Genomic DNA, 6,323 nt, shown 5'->3' on the forward strand with positions numbered 1-6,323 from the left:
GACATCATCCTTGCCCTCGGGGTCATGGCGCGACGCGACATCGAAGTCATCGCCGCCAGCCCGACCCAGCTTCACATCATGATGCCCGTGGATCACCCGATGGCCATGAAGCCGTCCGTCACGCTGGTGGAGGTGGTGTCCGAGCGGCTCATTCTGCCGGGGCCCGACATCATGCTGCGGCAGGTCATGGACACGATGCTGGCATCGTCCGGGCTGGATCTGACGCCGAAGCTGGTCACCAATTCCTTCGAACTGATGGCCGACATGGTCCAAGCAGGCCTCGGCGTCGGCGTCCAGGCTCGCCGCCAGCCGGGGATCGACCCGCTGAGGCCAGGCATCCGCTATGTCGCGCTGGAGGGTGCGCCCTCGGTCGCCGGCCAACTGGCCTGCTGCGTGCGGAGAGGGCGCACCCTCTCCGCCGCGATGTCGCATTGCCTGCGACGCATCCGTGATCGGCTCCAGGACTGGCTGGACCAGCCCGTTCCGCCGGAACCGAGCCGGGATCAGACCGCGAACAGCGCCTTGTAGGGCGCGAGCCGGGCATTCAGCGCCGTCCATTCAGCATCGGTATAGGTCACCCCGCCGACGAAGCGGTTGAGCATCAGCGTGTCGATCGCCGGGGCCGGCGTGCCTGCCTTGACCACATAGGTCTGCGCCAGGTTCCACATGCCCAGGTACTTGTCGGCGCTCATCCAGCCGACGCCGTGTTCCTTGACCTCAGGCACCAGGTTCATGGTCTGGGTGATGCCCAGCGACAGCTTGAGCTGGTCCTGCGCCACCGGGTTGAGCGCCATTTCCGGCACCTGCTCCAGGAATGTCGCGATGGCGGCATCGACATTCAGCGCCGTGAATTTGATCGCCTCCATCATGCCTTCGACAATGGCGGCGCACATCTGCGGATCGCGCGCCAGCATGGCGGGCGTGGCCACCATCGTCTGGCCCATCAGCTGGGTCAGCCCGGCATCGTTGTACAGCATGAACTTCAGCCGATGGCCCTGCGGCACCAGCTTCGACAGGATCGACGAACCGACACCGGTGATCGCATCGACATTGCCCTGCAACAGGGCGGTCTCACGGACCTGGGTGTCCAGCTGGATCCGATCGACCTTCGACAGATCGAAGCCGGCGGCCTCGGCATAGGCCGGCAGGAATGGATACTCGGATGAATTGGGTGAGGAGCCGAGCTTGCGCCCCTCGAGACCCTTGGGCGAGGTGATCGGCGAGGAGGCCAGCAGGCCGATGCCCATGGTGGTCTTGTAGTCGAGCTGGCCGATGGCGATCAGATCGACGCCGCGGGCTTTCTGCACCGGCAGCGTCGAGCCGTTGATGAAACCGATGTCGAATTCGCCGGCGTAGATCTGCTGGGCGCCGACGCGCGGCGTGATCTCGACATCGAAGCCGCGATCCTTCCAGTACCCTTTGCCCAAGGCCACATAGGCCGGAAGGTTCGAGCCTTCGGGCACCCAGGAATTGGCGAACTTCACGCGCCTGCGGCCCTGCGCCAGCGCAGGCATCGGCAATGCGGCGCCGGTGCCGATGGCGGCAGCCGCCGCCAGAACCGAACGCCTGGAAAGTCGAGTGTCCATGGTCATCGTTGGGGGGCTCCTGTTGGATGGCTGATGGTCAGGCGATGGCGAGCGATTGTTCGACGCTGTTCAGCATCGACTGCTCCTTGAGAAAGGCGAGACGGCGCTCGGGGTCGCTGCCGAGGCGGCGCATATTGTCGTTGCGGCGGCGGCGCTCTTCCGGGTCGCGCATCTCCAGCCGGGCTTTGATCTGCTGTGGCTGGGTCTGCAGGATGGCCTGCGCCAACGTGCGGCGCTGGCGGTCATAGCGGTCGAGTGGCGCGTCATCGCCGGTCTCGTAGACGCGCGACAATTGGTCGCTCAGAAACATGGCGTCCTGAACGCCGAAGTTCATGCCCAGCGCCCCGGTCGGGCCGTTCACATGCGCCGCATCCCCTGCCAGCAGGACACGGCCTTCGCGGAAGCGCCCGGCGACGCGCTGCTGCACGCCATAGAGGTTCGAATGCAGCACCGTTACCCGATGGCCGGGGTCGATCAGCACCTGCAGGCGATCGGAGCAGACCTCGAACTCGGCGGCCTGTTCGCGCGGGACACCGGGCAGCACGGGCATGGAAACGCGCCAGAAAGGGTCGCCGCTGGCATTGGGCACCCGGAACAGCGTCGCCCATTCATCGGGGTCGGCGAAATGGCAGGCGTCTTCAAAGCCATAGCGGCTGAAATCGTGCAGCGTCGTGACCACGACGAACAGCTCGGACAGGCTGTAGCCCTCGAAGGGAATGTCCAGGGACTTCCGGATGCCGCTGCGACCACCATCGGCGGCAACGAGGTAGCGCCCCCGCACTGGCACCATGCCTCCCGGGGTTTCGATCGCCGCGCCGACCCCGCTGTCATCCTGCGTGACCGAGGCGATGCGGCTGTCGAACTCAACCTCGACCCCGAGGGTGCGAAGCTGATCCGCCATCAGCCCGCACAGCACGTGCTGTTCCAGCTGGATGCGGAACGGATGCCGGGTGAGCCCCGCCAGTTCCGACAGATGCAGCGTGACGAGGGGCCCGTCGATCCGGTCCCAGAACTGCCAGGTGTGGACGTGATGCCCGAGGCGCAGGATCTCGGGATTCAGCCCAAGGGGTTCCAGGATATCCAGGCTGGCCGGGTGGATCGAGGAGGCCCGCGGATCGCTGGCGAAGCCATCAGTCGCTTCGAAGACGCGGACGGGCATGCCCTTCCGGGCCAAGGCAAGGGCTGCGGTCATGCCGACCGGGCCTCCGCCTGCGATCAGTATCGTGTCCTCTGACATCGATGGTGCCTTCTGGTTGCGGAGCGCAGCCCGTTGCCGGGCGCGGGAACGCCGGCGCCGGTCCGCGCGAAAATGGGCCACCCGACTGGTCGTCCCGGCGACCGGTCAATCGTTTCCGTAATGCCGCTTCACCACCCCCTCCAGCAGCACGACGATGCCGAACTGCACGAGGCCGACGAGGCACAGCAGCGCGATCGCCGCGAGGATCAGCGCTGTATTGGCCTGGGACGAGGCAAACAGGATCAAGTAGCCGAGCCCCTTCTGCGCGGCGATGAACTCACCGACGATGATGCCGATCATCGCCATGGTGACCGAGATCTTCATGCCCGCGAAAATGTAGGGCAGCGCATAGGGAAACCGGATGGTGCGGAACACCTGCCAGCGCGTGGCCGACAGCGACCGCGACAGCCTGAGCATATCCGACGGCACCTCGGTCAGCCCCTGGGAGGTTGCGATCACCAGTGGGAAGAAGGCGATGAAGGTGGCAAAGGACAGCCGCGCTGGCGCGCCGATCCCCAGCCAGACCACGAACAGCGGCGCAAGCGCCACCTTCGGGATCAACTGGAACAGCACGAGATGCGGATAGAAGGCCTGCCGCATCAGGTTGGAATAGGTGATGACGATCGCGATCGACACGCCCGCCACGGTGGCGATGAGGAAACCCAGCGTCGATTCCACCAGGGTCTGCCACATATGCCCCGCCAGGAGCGGGAAGTTCGATGACAGGATCTTCCACACCTGGGCGGGATGGGGCAGCACGACCGCGGGCAGGCCGCTCCAGGTGGCGACCGCCCACCAGATCAGCAGGAAACAGCCACCGGTCAGCAGGGGAAGAATGACGGCGCGGCTATAGGCGAACCACCGGCTGCGCATGAGTTCCTTGCCGGGATGGGATAGCCCTGAAGAGGTCGGGCGGCTGTCGAGACTGTCAGGCAGCGGAATTGCTCCGGCGGCCCATCGACACCTCGATGAGACCGCGCAACTTGGCGCAAAGCGCGACGAAGGCGGGATCGTCGACGATCGTCGTGCGGCGTGGGCGGGCAAAGGGCACCGTGATGTCGGCAATCACCTCGCAGGGGCGGCGCCGCATGACCACCACTCGGTCGGACAGCAATGCCGCTTCGTGAATGGAATGGGTCACGAACACCGCCGTCCGGCCGCCGCCTTCGCCCCACAGATCCAGCATCAATTCCGCCATCTCATCGCGGGTGATGGCGTCGAGCGCCGAGAAGGGCTCGTCCATCAGCAGCACGTCGGGGTCCTGCACCAGCGCCCGGCACAGCGCGACGCGCTGCCGCATCCCGCCCGACAATTGCTTCGGCCGTCGATCCTCGAACCCGGCCAGCCCGACCCGCTGCAGCAACGCCCGCGCCTTCGGCTCATGCGCGCTGCGCGGCTGACGCCCGATTTCCGACGGGTAGAGGACGTTCTGAAGCGCGCTCTTCCAGGGCAGCAGGGTCGCATCCTGGAACACGATCGCGGTTTCGCGCCGCGGTGCGCCGACGATGCGCCCGGCAATGCTGATCGTGCCGCTCGTCGGCGGCTCCAGCCCGGCGATCGCGATCAGCAGGGTGCTTTTCCCGCAGCCGCTGGGGCCGAGGATCGACACGAACTCGCCCGGGGCGATGGTCAGCTCGACATTCGCCAGCGCCTCGACCGGGCCCTTCGGCGAGGGGAAGATCTTGCTGACGCGGCTCAGCCGGATCGACGCTCCCGCTGCGACAGCGCTCCGGGTCTCCATGAGTCCGCCCCGCCTGTTTCGAAAAAGCAAGTGAACCCTAGCCGCGGAGGGGTGCGGTGCAATGTCAATAATTCGCATTTGAATTGCTAATGTCGGAGCTGTCGGTTGTCGCACCTGTCGGTGCCAGCCGGGCGCATGCGCCCTGTCCCTTCGCGCAGGATGCGCTCCTGGCTGCATCGCCGAATTATTCGACATGCCGTGGTGATAAATTGAAGTTTACGCGCCTGCCGGCAGCGCGCTTGCTGGCAGCGATTCATGGTTCATCGGGTTGCATCTGACGTGTCGAAGGCAAGAATCGGGGTCGATGTCGGCGGGACCTTTACAGACACGTTCCTGGAACTGACGGATGGGCACTCCCTGTTCGACAAACGACTGACCACGACGCTGTCGCCGGACGAGGCGATATTGGGCGGCGTGCGGGACCTGGTCGCGCGGGCGGGGCTGACGCCTGCGGATGTCACCGGCATCGTTCACGGCACCACGCTTGCCACCAACGCCGTGATCGGGCGGCAAGGCGCCCGCACGGCGCTCGTTACCACCGAAGGTTTCCGCGACGTGATCGAAATGGGACGCGAGGATCGCTATGCCCAATACGATCTGGATTTGCGCAAGCCTGAACCGCTGGTGCCGCGCCGCCTGCGCTTTCCAGTGCCGGAGCGCATCGCCGCGGATGGCACGGTCCTGCTGCCGTTGGACCGCGCCGCGCTGATCTCCGTGGCGGCGCAACTGCGGGATGCCGGATCGGAAAGCGCCGCGATCTGCTTCCTGAACAGCTACGTGAACCCGGCGCATGAGCGGGAGGCGCGCGACCTCCTGCAGGATCTGCTGCCCGGTCTGCCGCTGACGCTGTCTTCAGAGGTGGCGCCGGTCATCCGCGAATATGAACGCTTCACCACCGCTGCCGCGAATGCCTATGTACAGCCGCTGGTCGCAAGCTATCTCAAGCGGCTCGGCGCGCGCCTTGAAGCCGAAGGCTTCGGCTGCCCGCGACTGCTGATGCTGTCCAGCGGCACGCTGTGCGACTTCGCCACCGGGCAACGCTTTCCGGTGCGCCTGATCGAATCCGGACCGGCCGGCGGCGCAATCTTTGCCGCGGGCCTTGCCCGGCGCCACGGCATCGACGCGGCCATGGCCTTCGACCTGGGTGGCACGACGGCCAAGATGACGCTGATCGACGCGGGCGCGCCGCAACTGACCTCGACCTTCGAAGCGGCGCGAATGGAGAAGTTCGTCAAGGGCAGCGGCCTGCCGCTGAAGGTTCCCAGCGTCGATCTCCTGGAAATCGGCGCCGGCGGCGGGTCGGTCGCCTGGCAGGATTCGTTGGGGCGACTGCGCGTGGGGCCCGAGGGCACCGGCTCGACCCCTGGCCCGGCCTGTTATGGGCGGGGCGGCACCCGGCCCACGGTCACCGATGCCAACCTGCTGCTGGGGCGGGTGTCGCCGGAGGCCTTTGCGGGCGGAACGGTGCCGCTGCATCCCGCGCTGGCCGCGGCGGCAGTCGCGACCCTGGGCGCGGCCGGCGATCGCGCGACCGGCCCGTCCGCGATCCTGGCCGCGGTGGATGAGGCGATGGCCCTGGCCGCCCGGCTCCATGCCGTCGAGCATGGTGCCGACCCGGCGCGCCGGGCGCTCATCGCCTTTGGCGGCGGTGGCCCGTTGCACGCCGCCAGCATCGCCGAGGCCATCGGCATCGGCACGGTCCTGGTGCCGCCCGATGCGGGCGTTGGTTCGGCGGTTGGTTTCCTGTGGGCCGATCTTG

General features: G+C 66.7%; 6 protein-coding genes. 2 read left to right on the forward strand and 4 right to left on the reverse strand.

The window, feature by feature from the left end; translation table 11 throughout:
* Nucleotides 1-528: LysR substrate-binding domain-containing protein (locus tag ACE3O8_RS12485; RefSeq protein WP_374390228.1), on the forward strand; the 528-nt coding region annotated here is incomplete at its 5' end.
* Here the strand turns inward: ACE3O8_RS12485 and ACE3O8_RS12490 are convergent.
* From ACE3O8_RS12490 to ACE3O8_RS12505, 4 genes are all read right to left on the reverse strand, one after another.
* The gene (locus ACE3O8_RS12490; RefSeq protein WP_374390230.1) at nt 504-1,592 is read right to left on the reverse strand and encodes an ABC transporter substrate-binding protein; all 1,089 of its coding nucleotides are present in this window, start codon (nt 1,590-1,592) and stop codon (nt 504-506) included. The two genes, ACE3O8_RS12485 and ACE3O8_RS12490, sit on opposite strands and share 25 nt — an antisense overlap.
* Before the next feature lie 31 nt (nt 1,593-1,623).
* Nucleotides 1,624-2,823, reverse strand: a complete 1,200-nt coding sequence (locus ACE3O8_RS12495; protein ID WP_374390232.1) for an FAD-dependent oxidoreductase — start codon at nt 2,821-2,823, stop codon at nt 1,624-1,626.
* Nucleotides 2,824-2,928: 105 nt separating this feature from the next.
* A complete protein-coding gene (locus ACE3O8_RS12500) occupies nt 2,929-3,696 on the reverse strand; it encodes an ABC transporter permease (protein WP_374390234.1) in 768 nt (255 codons plus the stop codon).
* Between the two features lie 55 nt (nt 3,697-3,751).
* Complete coding sequence (locus tag ACE3O8_RS12505; RefSeq protein ID WP_374390236.1) at nt 3,752-4,564, reverse strand: ABC transporter ATP-binding protein; 813 nt, start codon at nt 4,562-4,564, stop codon at nt 3,752-3,754.
* 255 nt (nt 4,565-4,819) lie between these two features.
* On the opposite strand from ACE3O8_RS12505, the gene ACE3O8_RS12510 reads away from it, so the two are divergent.
* Nucleotides 4,820-6,323 (forward strand): hydantoinase/oxoprolinase family protein (locus ACE3O8_RS12510; RefSeq protein WP_374390238.1); only part of this gene is annotated, 1,504 nt, incomplete at its 3' end.

This window comes from Sandaracinobacter sp., assembly GCF_041909755.1.
In the GTDB taxonomy this organism is placed as follows: domain Bacteria; phylum Pseudomonadota; class Alphaproteobacteria; order Sphingomonadales; family Sphingomonadaceae; genus Sandaracinobacteroides.